Genomic DNA, 17,889 nt, shown 5'->3' with positions numbered 1-17,889 from the left:
TATCTTTTGTTTAAAAAGGTCTCTTTAAGATCCTTTCTTTATATACTCCTTTCACAATTTTAAAAAGGGCTACATAAGCTCCAGCACCATCGGAATTAATCATAGTGAGATATAATGTGTCATTTTTACGATCGTAATAACATGTTGTAAATTCATTACTGATATTAAAAAGGTTTTCAATTTCTTTATTAGGAATCTGAATTTTTTTATCCTTGACCTGAACGGTAATGGATTTATAGTGAGTTTTGGGAATGGTTCCGTCTGTTCCCCATATAAGGTTCCCTTTATACTTATCTTCTGTTTTTTGTCCGTTATAATTGGAGGAGGAAAAGAATTTTTTATTTTCCTTGTAATTGAACTTTTCGGAAATTATATCCACCTTAATATTTCCGGATTTGAAAATAGCTTTATTTTCATCTTTGGTTATAGGAAGAATGACCTCATAGGAATCTATAAGCTTAACTTTTGAACTATTGATATAACCAGCTGTTTTATCATCATAATAAACATTCAGCCAGTTTTTGTTGGCCTTGTCCATTTCAAAAGTATAAACAATCTCATCAGAGTTGATTTTTCCTGTGATCTTGCTTTTTGTATCCGGATTTTCTCTTAGGTTTACATAACCGTCTTTATCTACAATTTTAGCAAACTGAGCAAAAGAAAACTGGATGCTTACCATTGCTGTTAGAAGAAATATCTTTTTTGTTTTCAATGCTATTGTGTAATTTTAATTTAATAAAAAATAGTTTTATTTAACCTCATAGATAGGCTTGGAGACTAGTTGTTGTTGTTAGTCAGGACTAAAACGGTATTTCCAGAGTTCTTCCTTTATATTCACCTTTTTCAATGGTAAAAAGAGCAACATATGTACCGGCACCTTCAGAATTTAGCATTGAGATGTATAAAGTATCATTCTCACGGTCATAATAACAGGTTGTAGATTTATTACTGACCTGAAACAGATTTTCAATATCCTTAGATGGAATCTGAATGGTTTTATCTCCAATTTGTGCAGAAATGGAAAGATAATGAGTCTTAGGAATAGTTCCGTCTAATCCCCATACCTGCTGTTCTTTATAGTAATCGCCATGTAGTGTTGAGGTAAAATCTTTTTCATTTTCCTTAAAATTAAATTTTCCGGAAGTGATATTTACTTTAATATTTCCTGACTTAAAAATCGCTTTGTTGGCATCACGCACTGTGGGTGGAACTTTTGGATAGGACTCTATATATTTCAATCGTGAGTTATGGATGTACCCATTGCTTACATTAGCCCAATTCTTATTGGACGGATCCGACTCAAATACATATACGATCTCATCCGAATTGATCTTTCCAATGATGGTACTTTTTGCATCTGCATTTTCTCTTATATTAACATAGCCTTCCTGATCTACCACTTTTGCAAACTGGGCAAATGATAATTGTGCACTTAAAGCTGCTGTTAAAAGGAATATCTTCTTTGTTTTCAATGAATTTTAATTTTGAACAAAAATAGGTAAAAAGGCTGGAAGCTTGAAGTGGAAAGCTGTGGAGGATTAATAAATAACTAAAATTTCTCTTTATAATTTTCCTTAAGATTACTGTCAGTAGTTTCCTTGCTGATCACTAACTTCCAGCCTCCTTCTTCCAGCTTCCAGCCTGTAATTTTTTATTTGAATATCTTCTGAATCACATTTCCGATCTCCACAAAATCTCCATGATTGCCTACAGAACGTATTTCAGGACTGTTTTTATCATATTCGGAGAATGGGAAGATCAGGAGGTAATTATTATCGTTAAGGTTTCTGTTCAGCAGCTCCGGAATAAGCCTCATACGAGGAATATAGGACTGCATTCCGCGTTTTGCCATTAAAATAATCAGAGCCTCATCATCCTTCAGTTGAGCTGCGGTTTTTTCACCATCCTGCCAGGTATTCATAATGATGAATTCAGCTTCTATATTGGCCTTTTTAATGATTTTCTGAAGAATGTCCAGAATATTTTCAGGTGCATAAAAGGCAACCGTAGCTCCCGAATTCCTGGCGATGTTCCAAACCCTTAAAAGCGCATGGAAGAATCCTGCTTCCTTATGAGCATTTTCAGGAATCATTACAGCATATTTTTTAATGGTGGAAAGTGGCTGTGCCGCATGATACACCAATACGTTAACATCATCATTCTGAAGATACCCATTGTACAGATTGTAGACAAAAGATGGTGAAAAACCTTTTTCATCCTCCAGTCCGATGATCAGATCTGTAATTTTCTGTTCCTTGATGACGTTGTTGACCCCATTGATAACATCATTGTCATATCTTTTAAGTGCCTGTAATTTGACATCTGCCGCTGCTGCTGTATCAGCCGCCTGGTGAAGAAGTTTCTCCGCATTCTTTACAGAAGACTCATTTTTATCTTCATTGATGACATTTAAGGCATATAAATCTTCCGTATTGGAATGTGCTTTAATCAGAATTCCAAGGTTTACCATTCTCTCTACAGTTTCTTCGTGATTGATGGCTAACAGGATATTTTCCTCCTCATGGCTGTCTCCGGAGACTGTATCTTCATTATCTGACTCAGCAATTTTCTGAGCGCTTGCCATAGAGATAAAAGATGAGATGGTACAGGAAATAAGGATCAATAGGATACTTCCATTCAATACATGCTCATTCAATAATCTTACAGGTTCTCCTGTTTCTGTTTCAGAAAGGATAATGTTGTATCCTACCATTACAGAGGCTAATGTAGCAGCGGCAGATGCAGAGCTCAGTCCAAAGATCAGTTTTCCTTCTTCCTTAGTCAGTCTGAACGTCTTTTGAGTTGCTATTGCAGAAAGATACTTCCCTCCGATAGATGCTACAAGCATGATTCCTGCTACTTCAATGGTTTCCCAGCTTTTGAAAAATACTTTGAAGTCGATCAGCATTCCTACACTGATCAGGAAGAAAGGGATAAAGATGGCATTTCCCACAAATTCAACTCTGTTCATCAGAGATGAGGTATGTGGAATAAGTCTGTTGAGTGCCAGCCCTGCAAAGAATGCTCCGATAATGGCTTCCACTCCGGCAAGTTCAGCAAGCATTGCTGCCAGATAGATCATCACCAGTACAAAAATATACTGTGAGATCTTATCATCCACTTTTTTGAAGAACCAACGTCCTATAATAGGGAAAACAATGAGTACAATTAATGCAAAAACAATGAATGACACAGATAGTTTAACCCAGAATTCCGTTCCTACATCACCTTGTGACATTCCGACGATAATGGCAAGAACCAATAAAGCCAGGATATCAGTAATCATAGTACCTCCCACAGTAATATTCACTGCTTTGTTTTTCGCAATTCCCAGCTTACTTACCAGCGGATAGGCAATCAGGGTATGAGAAGAGAAAAGACTCGCAAATAAGATGGATGTAAGCATTGAGAAATGAAGAATATAATATCCTCCCAAATAGCCCAATACAAAAGGCACAATAAAGGTATAAAGGCCGAAAGTGAGGCTTTTCCATTTGTTTTTCTTAAAATCTCCCATGTCGATCTCAAGTCCTGCGAGGAACATAATGTAGAGAAGCCCGGTAGTTCCGGTTACAACAATGCTGCTGTCTCTTGATAAAACATTAAATCCATTAGGACCGATAATAGCTCCGGCAATGATAAGGCCCAAGAGATGGGGGACTTTAATTTTATTTAATAATAAGGGAGCCGCAAGAATGATAATCAGTACCAACAGGAACTTCAGCACCGGATCCTCTATGGGAAGGCTCAGGTTGTGTATACTCAGTAAAATCATAGGTGTTTATTTGGTGGAACGTACTAATTCAACAGAGAACTTAGCGGTGCAGCCATCAGAAGTAATGGTTCTTGTCCCTTTGATCTTGTTGTCAGAAATATCATTAAGCAGAACGCTCATTTCTACATTTTTTTTAGCCGTGGAATCTGTTTTGAAAGAAAGTCTGATCTCATTATTCTCAAATTTACCGGAATACAGTCTTACCAGGTTGTTATTATTGATGATCTTGGTGATAGGTTGGGTGGAATCATTATCAAATTCCCAAAGATCTGTACGCTGATCGCCTACCGCATAATCGCTGCAATTGGATTCTGTACAGATCACTTTTCCGTTCCATGGACCGGAGATCTCTGCGGGCCATGTAGCAATGACTACAGAATCTTTTTTAGCAAAAATACTGTCTCTCATTTTTAAAAGCGACTGGTATTCGGATTCTTTCTTCGCGAATGTTTTTTCTTTCTCTAATAATTGTTTTTCCCGGTCTGTAAGGCTCTTCTCCTTTTCCTTGTAATCACAGCTTACCAGGATAAAAGAGGCCGCAAGAAGTACAAAAAATGTGTTTTTTAGCATGTTGTATAGGTTGAGTATACAATATAAGAAAAATGAAGAGAATATAAAAACAAGGTTGGGCTGGATATGTTTTTTGTTATCTTTAATATATTGAAATGCAGTTTTATAGATTTATAACGTTTTTTTGATGAATACTCACATTTAAATTAAATGAAAAATATTCTGTTCTCTTTTTTTATTTTTTGTCATCTTATCTTAGGGAGGGATGATTTTGCTGTTAAAGGCCAATTGCCTTCTGTTGCCCTATGGAAAACAGTTCCGGATGGGCCGGGACCCCAGGGTGAGAATAAAATTTCTCAGAAAGGTTCTTTTACCAATATCAATGTTCCTAAATTAATTATACATCAACCTGCAAACCCTAATGGCATTGCTGTTTTGGTGATAAGTGGAGGAGGATATGCTCATATTGAATCTGGTTCCGAGGGTAATCCTACAGGAGAGTGGCTGAAATCACAGGGAATTACAGCTTTTGAATTGATATATAGACTGCCTGGGGAAGGTTGGGTTACCAGATCAGTTCCTCTTCAGGATGCTCAACGGGCTTTACGAATCATCAGAAGTGATGCAGGAAAATATAAAATTGATCCTGATAAAATAGGTGTTCTAGGTTTTTCTGCTGGAGGTCATCTTGCAGGATATATTTCTTCTACTTTTGATACTATATATTATCCACCACAGGATGCCATTGATCATATTTCAGCAAAGCCAGATTTTACTGCTATGATTTACCCCGTGGTATCTATGCTTCCACCTAATAACAATACCCATTCTTTTAAATCTTTGTTAGGAAAATCATCAGAGACAAAAGATCAGATAAAATATTCTGTTGAAAAGCAGGTAACAGAGCGAACTCCAATCACCTTTCTGGCACAGTCTGAAGATGATCCTATTTCACCAGTAGAAAACAGTATTCTTATGTATCAGGCCTTGAAGGACCAAAAAATTCCTGCAGAATTACATTTGTTTCAATCCGGAGGACATGGCTGGGGATTAGGTAAAAAAGATACAAATACCGGTGAATGGACAAATTTGTTTTTAAACTGGTTAAAGATCAATGGAATCTACAAATAATGTATAGTTTGAACAACTGTAGAATTCTTACTGAAGCACATTGAGAAAAGACAAATTCATTTTCTTATACTAAACTATTTTATGCAGCTACCTTCTGCCTTTTAAACATCTCCGGTTTATAATTAATGATAAACACACCACAAATAATTAATGCAGCTGCAAGAATAAATTTGAAAGATATCTGTTCATCCATAATCAGCCAACCCAGAAATATGGCAATAATGGTATTGATATAAGCCAATATGGAAACCTGCACGGGAGAAATTTTGGTTAAAGCATAATGAAATGCAAAAAATGCAGCTACAGAACCGAAAACAGACAGATATAACATAGCTGAAATACTTTTTAACGTCCAGTTTCCGAAGTTATAATGCTCTGAGAAAATAAAAGCCAGGATAATCTGAACAATCCCTGCAAACAGAAACTGGTAAAATAAATTCAGGGTGATATTTCCGCTTTGAATATTCAGCTTCTTGGTGAAGATGGTTCCTGAGGCCCATCCTGAGATCGCACAGAAAAGAAAGATCATTCCCATTCTGTAGTCGGGGTTGGCAAGATCCTGTAAACCGTCCCAGAAAATAAAAAGGATTCCGCTGAAGCACAGCAAAACACCGAGAAAGGCACGGATGCTGAACTTTTGTAAACCAACAGCCACACTTCCTAAAAATACAAGAATAGGAGAACAGGCGCTGATGAGTGATGCCAGACTGCTTGATACAGTTTCTTCAGCAACAGTTGTCATACCGTTAGCGATAACCAGCATTAAGGTGGCAAATACAATCTGATAGCCAAGGCTTTTCCATCCAATCCATTTGAATTCATTTCTTGAAAGAAGCAGAAGCAGCATAATAATTGAGGCCAGAAACTGACGGATGCCAGCTACAAACCATGCAGGAATGGTTTCCACGGCAACACGGATCGCTAAAAATGTGGTTCCCCAGACAAAAGCTACGGTAAGAACAGCAAAAATAAGTTTATAATCTTTCAAAGTAAATGAAGTGTAACAAACAAATATAGGTGTTTCTTTGTGATCTGAATGGGTACAGTTGAGGAGATTTTTAATGATACAGATGAGAGAGAAGCTGGGAGGCTGGAAGAGGGAAGTTATGGTAGACTTAATACCCATTGCAGTATAAAATGAATAGGTATTATATTGTTCGGAAATAAACTTCCAGCCTCAAGCTTCCTGACTTCCAGCTTAAATTTTAATTTTTTATCTTTGAACATCTAATAAAAATTGAAGATGGTAGGTATTATTATGGGCAGTCAGAGTGATCTGCCGATCATGGAACAGGCTGCAAATTTCCTGAAAAGTCTGGATATCCCTTATGAATTGACTGTAGTTTCAGCACACAGAACACCGGAAAGGATGTTCGATTATGCTAAGACCGCTCAGGAGAGAGGTCTTAAAGTGATTGTTGCAGGGGCAGGAGGAGCAGCTCATCTTCCGGGAATGGTAGCAAGCTGTACAACATTACCCGTGATTGGGGTTCCTATTTTGTCCAGTAATTCTATTGACGGATGGGATTCTGTTCTTTCAATCCTTCAGATGCCGGGTGGAATTCCGGTAGCAACGGTAGCGCTAAACGGTGCATTGAATGCAGGGATTTTAGCAGCTAAAATTATTGGAAGCGGGAATGAAGAAGTTGCTGTAAAACTTCAAAAATATCAGGATTCTTTGAAAGATAAAGTATTGGGAACAGTAGAAGATATCAAATCGCAGCATCCTAATCATTTTGATAAATAATTAAGTTTAAACCAAATATAAAGCCTTACTGAAAAGTGAGGCTTTCTTTATTCTATTTTTTGATGAATTTTAAATTCTGGACAGTATCTTTTGACTGGAGTTGTAAAACGTAGTTGCCGGGAGTTAAAGTTTGGATATGAATGCGTTTGTTTACAGGAATTCCTTTTAAAATAACTCTGCCAGCCAGATCAAGGATAGCATATTGCTCTGCGTGGGTATTTTTTATATAGACCAAATCTGTAGCCGGATTGGGATAAATGCTTATTGTACTATCCGTTTTTATATCTGAGGTTCCAAGATGGGATTCGCATTCCTGATTATAGGTATCTCCGGTAATGGTCCAGCCTTTATAATTCATCAGATAATCTCTTGCTGTAGCCGCTTGGGGAGTTGAGTAAACAAGAGAAGAAACCGGTGATATATTGACATTATTAGATATTGATTGATTTTGACTCCATCCATAAAGAGTGTTGTTGTAGTTTTGACAGTTTATCGCAGTATTTGCAATAATATTGTTGGCTATTTGTAATGAATTAAGTTTCCAATTTCCTAAATCCTGATTGAAAGCTTTTGCATTATTAAGCATATTGGACATATTGGTTACTGAGCTTACATCCCATCCGCCAATATTTTGATTGAATTTTTTTGCACCGTTAAACATATTAGACATGTCTTTTACGTTACTTATATTCCAGTTTGAAATATTAATGTTGAACTGCTCAGCCATAAAAAACATATCCCTCATCAATTTCACATTACCTGTGTTCCATGCACTGATGTCCTGGTTAAAGTTTGTTGCATATTGAAACATAGCATGCATATCAGTGACATTGGATGTATTCCAGTTTCCTATAGGTTGGTTAAATTGTCCGGCTCCTACAAACATCAGTTCCATTTGAAGATTATGTGACATGTCCCAGGTACCGATAGGCTGATTAAATTCCAAAGCATAAAAAAACATAGAAGTTGTCGTCTTTACTTTAGAGGTATTCCAGTTTCCTATGGGCTGATTAAAATTTTGTGCCATGAGGAAGGTTGCTGCCATTGAAGTCACGTTGGAAGTATTCCAGTTCCCTATAGGTTGGTTAAATAAATAGCAGGCATTAAAAGTTCCTACTAAGGAGGTAACATGGGATATGTCCCAGTTATTGATGGTGGGATTCCCAACCAGATTATGACAGTTATAAAACATATTAGACATATCATTTACCTCAGAAAGATCAGGAGTGTCAGTTGCTGTAATATCCAGATTTTCACAACGATTAAATGCATGCTGCATAGAATTCCACGTGATATTTCCCCATTGTTCAATATTTACTATTTTATATGAATCTCCTACGGTACCAAGAGTTTGGTTTCCGTTGATTATCTGAGAACTCATAAATTGTATTTGATCGAAATTTCCATTCCCATTACTTATTTTTACTCGATAAGTAGCATCTGAAGGAGTAGGATTTAATGGATGCCCAAAATCAATAAGTATCTGATAATCGGAAGATAGATTCGATATAGTGGCATTATGGGAGGGGTAGCCTATTTCTTCCCAATAGATATTATAGTTAGTTCCTTTTCCGGGAAACCAGATCTGATTTTCATTAGAATTATATGGAATTCCTATAGAAGAATATGAAGGAAGGCTTGGTTTCCAGACTGAGATAAACTCATTTTGAGCTTTTGCTATCTGAATGAATACAATAAAAAGAAAAAATAGTAAAAGTTTTTTGCTCATATCAGTATTTTATGAAATAAATATATTTAAAATAAAATTAATATTTATTTTATTAACTATTCGAAAGTGTATTTGGTGTTTTTATAAATGATATGATTAGAAATCTGTAAAATAAAAAACTCTCCAGCATAGGGAGAGTTTCTGTATTATTCCTGAAGCATATTATCTCTTGTATTCTTCTGGACAGCAATAGCACCAAAAAGTGCCAGCAGGAAGGCAAAGGCATAAAATCCTTTTTCACTTGGAAGGATGGTGGCGTTCCAAAGTCCAACGGCCAGTAATACGATGGAGGACAAGGTAGCAAACCAGCAGATTCCATAGTAAATATCCGTTACCGGAATATTTTCCAATTTATCACGAACAGCTTTCTGTAAGGAAACAACAGCAAATAAACCATATAATAAGATCGTAAAATAGTAACCTTTCTCATTCAGCAGCATTTCTGCCCTTACAAGTCCTACAATATACCCAATCATTCCTGCTCCCAATGCGACCCATGAGGCTGCAATAAATGCATTTGATACTCTTTGTTTTTTCATGAATTTAATGTTTTGTTTAAAAAGCTAAATATATTCATTTTTTATTAACATTGTTGTAATCATGAGAAAATATGGGCAAAATACGGAGGCATTAATCTCTATTATTTTCATTCGGAATCCGTAGCCTAATACAAAAAAACTCCCCGAAACTGGAGAGTTTGTATATTTTTACAAGGTAATATATTCATAATCATACTGAACAAAAGGTTCTCCATTCATACTTTTTCCTATAGTTCTAGTGGGAAAACCTGCACTATTGTATTCTAAATTGTATGTAGTAATATCCTTTCCACTGTATTGTGAATCGCTTTTGCTTATTATACAGTTGTTTTTACTTAAAATATCATTTCTACCCCATGATATTTTCAAATATTTATCGGTATTGGTGTATGGATTGAATTTGTTATCGTAAGAGTATTCGGTTTTTAAATCTGTTTCATTAAAATTAAGAGTATGTAGTGATACATTATCACCATTATAAATATAGGTTTCTTTAGTAGGGTCTGAGCAATTAACGGATCTACAGGATGTGTAAGAGGAGAGTTGACCCACTGCGTTATAAGCATACTGATGAGTTCTGTTATTCTCAGAATTTGTATATATAATTTTATTACTTACCAACTGATCTCCAGAGTAATTAAACTCAGAATAGCTTTCCAACTGCTGCTGTGAATTATAATCATTTGATTTTATAGGTTTGCCATTCTTATATTCAAAAATACTGGTTCCTTCTTTTGACTGCATTTTTATAAGCTGTCCCTTACTATTGTATTCCAGTGTTAGCGTACCATTTAGAAAACTTACAATAGGGTCACTGTAAGTTGTGGTTACTTTGCTTAGTAATATTTTTTTTTCTGTAGGTTCATTTTCATCATTACTACTGCAGCTGTTAAAGAATACAGCAGCTCCCATTATCCCCAGAAATAAGTGTTTTTTCATGTAATTTTAAATTTTTGGCAAAAATAGAAAATACAATGAGGTTTTAAGATAAAAGGTTTTATTATTTCAAAATACTGGGACTAAATCATATTTTTGCATTCTATAGTTTATTGTATTCAGTCATAATTTTCTTTTACAATTATTATTCTAGCCCCGATAGCAGGAACATATATCAGGAAGTTGTAAGGCTTGAGGTGAGCCAGCTTTGGAGTGAGGAGTATAAGCGTATAGCAGGAATCAGCTACTGAAGAAGAAAAGCTCCCCAAAAATTGGAGAGCTTTCATAATTGTTTTTATAAGGTAATATATTCGTAATTGTATTGAACAAAAGTGAATTGATCACTATCTTTTCCTGTGCCTTTAACTGGTAATCCTGAGCTGTTATATTCATAGGTATAAGTAAGAGTATTAACAAAGTCTGATACTTCACCACTAATGGTAGATTTACGAGCTATATAATTGTTGTTGTTATTTATATGATCTAAACCAAATCTTTCTAACCAAATTTTTATATACTTGTTCATGTAGGTATAAGGACTTAATTTATTATCATAAAAATACTCAAATTTCGTAGATGAGAGTTTTTTTACAGAAATATTATTTCCTGAATAAGTATAAAATGTAGTGTTGGATTCGGAACAATCCGGAGACCAGCAGCCGCTACTGGAGGCTATCTGACCATTAGTATTATAAGTATACTTTAAAGTGATGTATTTATCTGTAATAAATGGATAATGTTGTTCTATTTTGTTGATCTGATTTCCATTATAATAAACCTCTGAATAATAGTTTTCTTTATGTTGGTCATCAAAATGATAATTTAGTTTTATTGGTTTGTCTTTATCATATTCAATAGTGGTAAATCCATTGTTATTTGATATTTTTATAAGCTCCCCTTGGGCGTTGTATTCATATTTATCTATATAGATTTGGGTTTTAGTATCTTTATAAAAATAATTTGTGGTTACTTTGCTTAGTAATAATTTCTTTTCTGTAGGTTGATTTTCATCATTACTGCTGCAGCTGTTAAAGAATACAGCTGTACTTATCATCCCAAGAAATAAGTAGTTTTTCATGCTATTTTAAATTTTCTGCAAAAGTAAAGAATACCTTACAGGTTGGGAAGCAAAAAATCCTACTATTTCAGATTAGTGGGGTTTTATCATATTCTTTTGCATTTTAGTATCCGTAGTATTCAGGCTTGAATGGCCCCTTTTACATCTACTCCGATATTGTTTTTCTAATCCTTAAAGACTTATGTATTTGTGGTTATATTTTAAATAAAAACCATCTTTTTTGGAACGTTATACTTACTTCTTACTTATTATTTTATAGTATAGATTTATAAATGGTTTCTCAATTAAATAAAATGTAAATGAGCAAATTATATTTAGAAAAATTGCAATGATAAAAATCAAAAACATATAGGTGTTTCCGTTCATAATTTTTACAGTATCAAAACCAATACAATAAAAAGTTGTGAATAATAAAATCCCATGAATTAGGTAAGTGCTATATGAAATCTCTCCTAAAAATTTCAAAAAATTGATCTTTAAAAATCCAAATAAATTATTACCTAAAGCAATAATAGTAAATGCTATGATTAAAAATGTTTTAGAAAAATAATTACGGCTACTCGAATCAAAAGACAGACCTATAATTAAACACAAAATTGCTAAAAGGGCATATAGTTTATTGCTTACTTTTATATTAGGATGAAAGTAATGAATTATTGCTGGAATCATACCTCCTAAGAATGAAATAACATGGGTTAGGCTAATTGTATTATGATTTATATATACTAAAATAAATAGCATCGATACAATTATAGAGATAACATTTTTGTTCTTCAACATAAAAGCTCCAATAATTGGAAGGGTAAAATAGAATAACCATTCATAGGGTAATGACCAGACCACACCAGCCAGCATAAAATCAATATTGTAAGTTTGTCCAATAATTACTTTCCCTTTAATATTGAACATATACCACTTTAAGCATTGTGCTAAAAAAACATATAGAGTTGAGTTAAAAATAAAATGATCTATAGCTAATGCGAAAAATATACAAATAGTGACCACAAAAAAATATAAAGGGAACAGTCTGAAAATCCTTGAATACAATAAGTTTCTCCAAAAAGTCAAATTCTGATTTCCTGATTTTAAAAGTTTATTAGTGAATAAAAAACTGGTAATCATGAAGAAAAATGCTACAGAACTTTCACCAAGGTGTACAGCAAGATGATTTTTAGGTAATTCCCATGTATTAGAGCTGAGATAATTTTTCCAAATTATAGAATGGTGAATAAAAACCCCAGTTGCTAGAAGCCCTCTAAAACCATCAATACTTTCAAAACGATTGGTTGCAGTCTTAAAATTGACAATCCTGGAAATAAAAAATCCAGAAATAAATATCGATGAGTAACAAATTAATATAAAGAGGTAGCTATCTATGCTCATTAATTAAATTTTCGATAAATATAATGTATAAAAAATTCCTTTACAATGACATGCAAAGGAATTTTTTATAAAAATTAAAGTTCTTAGTATCTGTAGTATTCAGGCTTGAATGGCCCTTTTACATCAACTCCGATATACTCAGCCTGCTCAGGAGAAAGCGTTTCAAGTTCTACGCTTAATTTCTTAAGGTGTAGAGCTGCTACTTTTTCATCTAAATGCTTAGGCAGCATGTATACTTCGTTTCCGTACGCTGCAGAGTTGTTCCATAATTCGATCTGAGCCAAAGTCTGGTTAGAGAAAGAGTTAGACATTACGAAACTTGGGTGTCCAGTTGCACATCCCAGGTTTACCAGTCTTCCTTCTGCAAGGATGATTACTTCTTTACCTTCAATAGTATAGATATCAACCTGAGGCTTCACTTCAGATTTAGTCTGACCATAGTTTTGGTTTAACCAAGCCATATCGATTTCATTATCGAAGTGACCGATGTTACAAACAATCGCTTTATCTTTCATCTTAAGGAAGTGTTCTCCTCTTACGATGTTGAAGTTACCTGTTGTAGTGATGATGATATCTGCGTTATCTACCACAGTATCTAATCTTTTCACTTCATAACCGTCCATAGCAGCCTGAAGCGCACAGATTGGGTCAATTTCAGTAACAGTAACAATAGAACCAGCTCCTCTGAAAGAAGCAGCAGTACCTTTACCTACGTCTCCATATCCGCAAACTACCACTCTTTTTCCAGCCAACATTACGTCAGTAGCTCTTCTTACAGCATCTACCGCAGATTCCTTACATCCGTATTTGTTGTCGAATTTAGACTTAGTTACAGAGTCGTTTACGTTGATAGCAGGCATTACCAAAGTTCCGTTCTTCATTCTTTCGTAAAGTCTGTGAACTCCGGTAGTAGTTTCTTCAGAAAGACCTTTGATGTCTTTTGTGAATTCAGGGTATTTATCAAACACCATGTTTGTTAAATCTCCACCATCGTCAAGGATCATGTTCAGTGGTTTTCTGTCTTCCCCAAAGAATAAAGTCTGCTCAATACACCAGTCAAATTCTTCTTCATTTAAACCTTTCCAGGCATAAACCGGAATTCCTGCAGCTGCAATAGCCGCAGCAGCGTGATCCTGTGTAGAGAAAATATTACAAGATGACCAGGTAACTTCAGCTCCTAAAGCTACCAATGTCTCGATAAGCACAGCCGTTTGGATCGTCATGTGAAGACATCCTGCGATTCTTGCTCCTTTAAGCGGTTGAGATGGTCCATACTCTTCACGGATAGCCATCAAACCTGGCATTTCTGCTTCTGCAAGGGTAATTTCTTTTCTTCCCCATTCTGCAAGGGAGATATCCTTAACTTTATAAGGAACGTATTGTGTTGTTGTACTCATATGTAATGAATAAATTTAAATTCAGTTGATAACGAAAGACAAAATTACAATTTATAATTAAGATAAAAAAACAACAGATCAATTTCAGTTTCATGAGATTAAACATAACTTAATATTATTTAGTCTTAATATAAATAATTATTTTTACCCTTATAAATTATATCTTATGAATACCCATACAGAGAAAAAAACAAAACCTGTAGCTCCCAAGGTACAGGAGCTTATTGACAGATCCAAAAGTGTAATTCTGGCTACTGTAGATGCTGAAGGAAATCCTAATTCCAGCTATGCACCGTTTGTGCAGGTAGACAATACATTTTATATCCTGGTTTCATTTATGGCAAGACATACTAAAAATCTTTCGGAAGGAAGAAAAACTTCAATCATGTTTATTGAAGATGAGTCTGCTACCAAACAGATTTATGCAAGAGAACGCTTAACAATAGAAGCAGCCACTTCCCAGATTGAAAGAGACTCAGAAACATGGACTCATGTAGTGACAAAATTAAAAGAAACTCACGGAAAAGTAGTGGATGTTATTTCTGAAATGGGTGATTTTATTTTAATTGCTTTACAGCCTGCAAAAGGGTCTTATGTAAACGGATTCGGAAGCGCTTATTTTGTAGATCAGAATTTAGAGATTGTAGAACACAGGAACGATGCAAACCACCAATCTAAATAAAATATTGAATATTTCTATTGACTATTCAAACTGATATAGGCAGCTGCAATAAGAATTTGCAGCTGTTTTTTTATAAAGTCTGTGGATAAAGATATTAGCCTTTTGCAATAGTGACTATTTTCTTTGCCAGAATTAAAGTTGGATCAAGCAGAGGAATATTTTTTTCGTTTCTGACAATTTCTGTCTCTTCAGGGAAAAGGAGTGGAAGTTCTGTACATCCTAATATGATAACATCAGCTCCATTGTTAATTAACAAGTCTGCTGCTTTAAGAAGATATTCTTTAGAAATACCATTCGTAAATCCTGCTTTTACACCATATTCGCCATAAATGCTTTCCATAACATGGGCTTGATGCTCCTTATCAGGAATGAGCACATCAAAACCTGATTTTCCAAGGATATTATGATATACTTTGCTTTCAATAGTTCCGCTAGTTGCAAGTAATCCAACTTTTACAGATTGTCCGAAATTTTTATCAATATATTCAGCGGTTGTCGACAGCATATTGATAACAGGAATATGTAAATACTTCTGAATCTCCTCCACAAAAGCATGAGCTGTGTTACAGGGGATTGCAATAGCATCTGCTCCTTCAGCTTCCAAACGTTTGCAGGTGGAAAACATGGCTATACTAGGATCTGTTTCCTGGTGAATCAGATGGGCTGTTCTATCCGGAATCTGAGGATTCTGTTCAACCACCATTTTAATATGGTCCTGATCTTTTTGTGCTGGTGTGTTTTGGATAATTTTATTCATAAAGTCCACTGTAGCAGAAGGACCTACACCACCCAATATCCCAAGTTTAAATTGTTTTGCAGTAATATCATTATCATATTCCAGAGCATAATCAGCATAGATTTGATTCACATCAAGTATGTGTACGCCACGTTTCCATAATTGTTCTACAACCAAAGATAATTCTGTAATTCCGGGTAGGATAACATCGCAGCCTTTATCATAAAGTTCTGTACAGGCTTCGTAGATGTATTCCAAAGAAAGACCGTCAAGATATCCGTTTTTAATTCCCTGATCTCCATAAATAGCTTCCATCAACATCTGCTGATCTGATGGGAATACCAATTCATAATTGGGAAGATATTGATGGAGCATTTTATTTTCTTTTACATAATCTGACGTCAATACTCCGATTTTTATCCCTGTTTTGTAGCGTAAACTGATATAATTGGCCAGTGCTTTGAAAATATGAACTACCGGAATAGAAATTTCTTTTTGAAGTTCTTTAATAAATGAATGACTGGCAAAGCAGGGAAGAAGTACCTTTGTTACAGATTGGGTTTCAAAATTTTTGCAGACATTATAAGTGTAAAATTTTCTGGATTTTATATCTTCTTCATGATATAAGGGCAGATTGATCTGGCTGTAAGGCTGCTGCTCAAATACAAAATGATAATGCAGCTGGTTTTTCAACACCTGCTGATGCTTTAATAACTTAAAAAATAAGTCACCCCCGGCCAATGTACCGAGACCTCCGATAACAGCAATTTTTTCCAATGCTATACTTTTATGATGGCAACAAATTTACTGCTTTTAATTGGGGGTGTACTTATTTTTGTACCAACCGTTTTCCTGTTTTTCCAGAATTTATCATTTCCTCTTTCCGCTTCTTTTCACTATTTTTACCGAATAAAAAAAGAATGCCCCTTTACCGAGATTTTTCAGATGATAGTGCCATAATCCTTGTTTGGAAGTATGATGAAAGTGAAGAACTTGACATCAATGAACTTTTGGAACCGGAGAATGCTGAAAAAGTAAAGGATTACCATCCTAAAAAACTATTGGAGGTATTGATGGTTCGTAAGCTTCTGAAAGGTTTAAAACCTAATTCCAAAATTCTATATAGAGAAAGAGAACCTTTTCTTTCTCCCTATGATGCTGAGATTTCCATTACCCATTCTTTTCCCTTTGCAGCCATAGCTATTTCTAAAAATAAAATAGGAATAGATGTGGAAAAGTTCAATCCTAAGATCTTAAGGGTCATCGATAAATTCACCTATGAAAATGAAAGAGGTTTTATTCCTGAAGATAAAGCCGATACTTTTTATACGATCATCTGGAGTGTAAAGGAAAGTATGTATAAGATTCACCATTCCAAATACTGGTCGCTGAAGAAAAATTATGAAGTAAAACCTTTTGAGTTAAAGCATCTTCATAAGATAAGCTGCCGTGTGTATGACGAGCAGTTTTCCGATGAATTCAAGGCAAGAGTGGAATTTTTTGATGATTACTGCTTTACGATTGTGGAGGAGTAGGCTGTTTCTGCCTGAATAGCTGCCGTATTGAAACCAGGTGTCCAAAAAGAACTACCGGAACAATAAAAGTAGGTAACCAGCTGAAAGGAAAATACAATATAGCAATATTAGGCTGGTCAAAGGCTATCCTCTGTAACGGTGATGGAGCTGAAAGAAAAGCAATAATGACTATATTGAGCAGCAATGCAAGCCCTATAATATGCCAGTACAAAATCAGGTTTCTGCTTATTTTCGACATTCTTATTCCATAGTAAGCAATAAATGGAGCCGAAATACCTGCCAGAATATCAAAGTTGATTCCTTTAAACGTCATAATTTCCGGGACCATTTTGTATAAGAACAGTTTATACAAGGCTATTTCAACAAAGATCCTTATTATATTAAGGTAAGTAATATGTAAAAGAGAGAGGCTGTCAATAAAGAGTTTCCCTTTTGGTGTATTAAACATAAATAATATTACCAGAATCGGAGGAAAGATACCCAGCAGTACAATTTTGGGAGGAAGAGAATTTAAATGACTATTATAGACATCATTTAAAGATAAAGCTGCCTGAATGATTAGCCAACAGAGAAGGATAAGAAAAATCTTTCCTGTTCCGGATTTTATGATCGCTGAAGCAGAATTTTTTATTGCCCAACAAAATAGCAGCAGAGTCACGAAAGTGATGATTCCAAACAGTAATGAAATGGGAATAGTAAGGTTTTCCATGG

The 17,889-nt window shown here is 34.9% G+C and carries 17 protein-coding genes; 4 read left to right on the top strand and 13 right to left on the bottom strand.

Annotated elements, in window-relative coordinates; translation table 11 throughout:
• Nucleotides 1-10 precede the first annotated feature (10 nt).
• The 4 genes from M2372_RS03555 to M2372_RS03540 all read right to left on the bottom strand — a co-directional run bounded on the left by M2372_RS03555 (nt 11) and on the right by M2372_RS03540 (nt 4,345).
• A complete protein-coding gene (locus M2372_RS03555) occupies nt 11-712 on the bottom strand; it encodes an SH3 domain-containing protein (RefSeq protein ID WP_123318317.1) in 702 nt (233 codons plus the stop codon).
• 88 nt (nt 713-800) lie between these two features.
• Nucleotides 801-1,472: an SH3 domain-containing protein gene (locus tag M2372_RS03550; RefSeq protein WP_123318318.1), complete on the bottom strand. Its 672-nt coding sequence runs from the start codon at nt 1,470-1,472 to the stop codon at nt 801-803.
• 179 nt (nt 1,473-1,651) lie between these two features.
• Nucleotides 1,652-3,775 (bottom strand): cation:proton antiporter, encoded by a 2,124-nt coding sequence (locus M2372_RS03545; protein ID WP_115973216.1) that lies wholly within the window; start codon nt 3,773-3,775, stop codon nt 1,652-1,654.
• A gap of 6 nt (nt 3,776-3,781) precedes the next feature.
• Nucleotides 3,782-4,345, bottom strand: a complete 564-nt coding sequence (locus M2372_RS03540; protein ID WP_123318319.1) for a hypothetical protein — start codon at nt 4,343-4,345, stop codon at nt 3,782-3,784.
• 150 nt (nt 4,346-4,495) lie between these two features.
• Here M2372_RS03540 and M2372_RS03535 point away from each other — a divergent pair, with 150 nt between their 5' ends.
• The gene (locus tag M2372_RS03535) at nt 4,496-5,416 is read left to right on the top strand and encodes an alpha/beta hydrolase (protein WP_123318320.1); all 921 of its coding nucleotides are present in this window, start codon (nt 4,496-4,498) and stop codon (nt 5,414-5,416) included.
• Nucleotides 5,417-5,495: 79 nt separating this feature from the next.
• Here M2372_RS03535 and M2372_RS03530 read toward each other — a convergent pair whose 3' ends face one another.
• Complete coding sequence (locus M2372_RS03530; protein ID WP_123318321.1) at nt 5,496-6,404, bottom strand: DMT family transporter; 909 nt, start codon at nt 6,402-6,404, stop codon at nt 5,496-5,498.
• A gap of 255 nt (nt 6,405-6,659) precedes the next feature.
• Here M2372_RS03530 and purE point away from each other — a divergent pair, with 255 nt between their 5' ends.
• Nucleotides 6,660-7,163 carry a 5-(carboxyamino)imidazole ribonucleotide mutase gene (gene purE / locus M2372_RS03525; protein ID WP_123318322.1) on the top strand — a complete coding sequence of 168 codons (504 nt, stop codon included), beginning with the start codon at nt 6,660-6,662 and terminating at the stop codon, nt 7,161-7,163.
• 52 nt (nt 7,164-7,215) lie between these two features.
• Here purE and M2372_RS03520 read toward each other — a convergent pair whose 3' ends face one another.
• The 6 genes from M2372_RS03520 to ahcY form a co-directional block, all read right to left on the bottom strand.
• Nucleotides 7,216-8,892: a BspA family leucine-rich repeat surface protein gene (locus M2372_RS03520; protein WP_123318323.1), complete on the bottom strand. Its 1,677-nt coding sequence runs from the start codon at nt 8,890-8,892 to the stop codon at nt 7,216-7,218.
• A 146-nt stretch (nt 8,893-9,038) separates the two neighbouring features.
• Nucleotides 9,039-9,431, bottom strand: a complete 393-nt coding sequence (gene yiaA, locus M2372_RS03515; protein ID WP_115971139.1) for an inner membrane protein YiaA — start codon at nt 9,429-9,431, stop codon at nt 9,039-9,041.
• 168 nt (nt 9,432-9,599) lie between these two features.
• Entirely contained in the window at nt 9,600-10,370 is a 771-nt protein-coding gene (locus tag M2372_RS03510) for a hypothetical protein (protein ID WP_123318324.1), read from the bottom strand.
• A 292-nt stretch (nt 10,371-10,662) separates the two neighbouring features.
• The gene (locus M2372_RS03505; protein WP_123318325.1) at nt 10,663-11,445 is read right to left on the bottom strand and encodes a hypothetical protein; all 783 of its coding nucleotides are present in this window, start codon (nt 11,443-11,445) and stop codon (nt 10,663-10,665) included.
• Between the two features lie 234 nt (nt 11,446-11,679).
• A complete protein-coding gene (locus tag M2372_RS03500) occupies nt 11,680-12,828 on the bottom strand; it encodes an acyltransferase (protein ID WP_123318326.1) in 1,149 nt (382 codons plus the stop codon).
• An 83-nt stretch (nt 12,829-12,911) separates the two neighbouring features.
• Nucleotides 12,912-14,225 (bottom strand): adenosylhomocysteinase, encoded by a 1,314-nt coding sequence (gene ahcY, locus M2372_RS03495; protein ID WP_115971143.1) that lies wholly within the window; start codon nt 14,223-14,225, stop codon nt 12,912-12,914.
• Nucleotides 14,226-14,391: 166 nt separating this feature from the next.
• Here ahcY and M2372_RS03490 point away from each other — a divergent pair, with 166 nt between their 5' ends.
• Nucleotides 14,392-14,907, top strand: coding sequence for a pyridoxamine 5'-phosphate oxidase family protein (locus M2372_RS03490; RefSeq protein WP_123318327.1), 516 nt, complete (start codon nt 14,392-14,394; stop codon nt 14,905-14,907).
• 94 nt (nt 14,908-15,001) lie between these two features.
• On the opposite strand, the gene M2372_RS03485 is transcribed toward M2372_RS03490, so the two are convergent.
• Nucleotides 15,002-16,420, bottom strand: a complete 1,419-nt coding sequence (locus M2372_RS03485) for an aspartate/glutamate racemase family protein (protein WP_228455635.1) — start codon at nt 16,418-16,420, stop codon at nt 15,002-15,004.
• A gap of 143 nt (nt 16,421-16,563) precedes the next feature.
• Between M2372_RS03485 and M2372_RS03480 the strand changes: the two genes are divergently transcribed.
• Nucleotides 16,564-17,178 (top strand): 4'-phosphopantetheinyl transferase family protein, encoded by a 615-nt coding sequence (locus M2372_RS03480; RefSeq protein ID WP_115971145.1) that lies wholly within the window; start codon nt 16,564-16,566, stop codon nt 17,176-17,178.
• Here the strand turns inward: M2372_RS03480 and M2372_RS03475 are convergent.
• Nucleotides 17,159-17,887, bottom strand: a complete 729-nt coding sequence (locus M2372_RS03475) for a hypothetical protein (protein ID WP_123318329.1) — start codon at nt 17,885-17,887, stop codon at nt 17,159-17,161. The two genes, M2372_RS03480 and M2372_RS03475, sit on opposite strands and share 20 nt — an antisense overlap.
• Nucleotides 17,888-17,889 lie beyond the last annotated feature (2 nt).

Source organism: Chryseobacterium sp. BIGb0232, from assembly GCF_024810195.1.
GTDB lineage: Bacteria > Bacteroidota > Bacteroidia > Flavobacteriales > Weeksellaceae > Chryseobacterium > Chryseobacterium pennae.
This window is presented reverse-complemented; position numbering and strand designations above follow the sequence as displayed.